General features: G+C 47.0%; 1 protein-coding gene and 1 pseudogene. Both read right to left on the reverse strand.

Translation table 11 applies throughout. The features are described from left to right. Positions 1-312 precede the first annotated feature (312 nt). A complete protein-coding gene (locus ACTBDZ_RS17010; RefSeq protein ID WP_438816174.1) occupies positions 313-729 on the reverse strand; it encodes a GNAT family N-acetyltransferase in 417 nt (138 codons plus the stop codon). A gap of 585 nt (positions 730-1,314) precedes the next feature. Further along, positions 1,315-2,359 (reverse strand): annotated as a pseudogene (locus ACTBDZ_RS17015) (MFS transporter); the annotation flags it as partial. Between the last annotated feature and the right edge of the window lie 121 nt (positions 2,360-2,480).

Below are 2,480 nucleotides of genomic sequence, written 5' to 3' on the forward strand. Positions count from 1 at the left end.
AGTTCAGTATTGGTGACAGACCACCACAAGTATCCAACCTCAATTCTATTCACAAGACCATCGTTGATGTTCTCGGCGAGCGATACCGTCGAATTTATTCTTAAAGTAGGTGCGGAATGACGGATGGAGACCTGATTTTGAAACAACTATGGTGATCTGTTCCGATGATTACCCAAACTTTCTATTTATTCAACAAAGCCATAGACATGCCGCGATTCAGCGTCTTTTATGCCCCATTGCTCATCAAGATTTTCTATTAGAGAAATGGCTCTAGAAAAATCTGCTGCAACGCACATATCCCCCCCCTTAAGATCAGCCAAGTTGTTTTACCAAATAATGCCTTGAAAATTTAAGAAAAAAGCCATCAAGACTACCATATTCCGAATAGCCCAACTTTATATAAAACCCACGGGCCTGAAAGCTGAATGTATCAACATAAGAAAAATGACAACCTCTCTTTATCGCCTCACGCTCAGCCATTAGCATCAGTTCACGTCCAACGCCGTTTTTTTGATATTCAGCCGCAACCCAAAGGTATTGAATGTCTAATCCGCCCCACCATGTTCTGGTTATTATCCCCCCCCCCTTTATGTTATCTGATTCATCTTTAACCGTGATTCGCAATGGTTGAATGTCAACAGGTGCAAAATGATCATTATGTTTCCATAAACCATCAAGTATCTGTTTCTCTTCATTTTCATCAGATGTGCAGTGTAATAGGTAATTCATCGTTCCCCCTTGTGGTTGCTAATAACTCACGTAGTTCACTGAATGAATCTTAACGGCATAAAACTATCCAATGTTTAAATAAATATAAAATACCAACCACTCACTAACGTGTTCATAGTGTTCAACATGCCAGGAATAGTTTGCGATATTGATGCCAATCAGTATCACCTGATTTACCTGTGCTGACCAGGCCGCCAAGTCGTCACAGAAAAGTAGCTGTTTTACGCATTAAAGACAGTGCTGAGATGATATTCCGTTTTGTTTCTTAATGACTATCATAAATACTCTCTAACCTTTCATAGTCTCATGGTTACGTTTTTTTTGCACTGTAGTTTTCATCAGTTGAGCATGTTGGCCTATAGCTATCATAATTATGACTATAACTACTTCAATGACTGCCAGTTTTTAATTAATGATGAAACGCCAGGGAAAATAATAACGCATCAATGAAAATGCTGATGCGTTATTATTTATAGAAAAATGATGACACTAATGACGTAATGGACTATTTATCTTTCACTGTGAATGGATAATACCGCCAAGATAACCTTCAATCACTGCGGGAAACGCACCTTCCCTCGCCCACTACCGTGTTTTAGCCAGCAACAGCAATAGCACATAGACCATCATGGCCGCCCCCAGGTTATAGAACATTCCCACCACAAAAGCATCAGCGTACTGGCCTGCTTGTGCTACCTTGCCCTCACCGGTAGTCAGCACCTCACCAAACAGAATGCCAACCACCGCTACCCCTAGTGCCGCGCCCACCCGCTGTACCGTAGAAACCACCCCAGATGCCATACCAGCCTGCGTTTTATCGACAAAGCCCAGCACCACATTTAGCAACGGCGTCATGATGAATCCCTGACCGACACCGACCATAATCAGCACGGGAATGAGTCGCACAGCAACTAACGCCGCTCCCGCCATCCTCACCTGCACGATCATCTCCGCGATAGAAAGCATATAGACCAACGCTCCCACCACGATCGCATGCATGCCAAAGCGTGCCACCAGTCTCGGTGCCGCCAGCGACGCCAGCATAAAACCCAGGCTACAGGGAGCAAAGATACTGCCCGCCACCAGAGGATCAAGACCCAGCCCGGTTTGCATCAGCAATGCAAAACATAAAAAGAAGGAGCTAGACGTCGAATAAACCAGCAACACCAGCACAGCCCCCAACGCAAAACGGCGTTGCGATAGCAACTGCATATCGACGAGAGGGATCCCGCCGCGCACCCGCCGCCGTTCCTGCTGCCGGTAAAACAGTGCAAACAGCACCATTGCCATACTCAGCAACCAGAGACTCCAACCCGGCCAGCCTTGTGCTGGCCCCTCAATCAGGGCCACCAACAACAGCGTCAACCCTGTACTGCTTAACGCTATTCCCATCCCGTCCAGGGCAGCGCGTTGCGGTGCGCAAGTTTCTGGAATGCAGCGCGCAGCGGCAAATGGGTACATTGATGAGAAAGATGCTGCGCCAGCCCAGCCCGAACAGATCGGCATGCACCATCCAGCCGCCTAGCACCTGACCCGCAATCGCGGACAAACCGAGCGTCATTCCTAACAGGCCAAAGGCACGGCGGCTGTCATCCCCACTGAAATTGACACGGATGGATGCATAGACCCGTCATTCCGCACCTACTTTAAGAATAAATTCGACGGTATCGCTCGCCGAGAACATCAACGATGGTCTTGTGAACAGAATTGAGGTTGGATACTTGTGGTGGTCTGTCACCAATACTGAACTC

The sequence above is a fragment of the Symbiopectobacterium sp. genome (assembly GCF_051710365.1).
Classification (GTDB): domain Bacteria; phylum Pseudomonadota; class Gammaproteobacteria; order Enterobacterales; family Enterobacteriaceae; genus Symbiopectobacterium.

Coding starts and splice junctions, on each gene's coding strand:
- ACTBDZ_RS17010 (WP_438816174.1), bottom strand. CDS start 729: ATGAATTACCTATTACACTGCACATCTGATGAAAATGAAGAGAAACAG.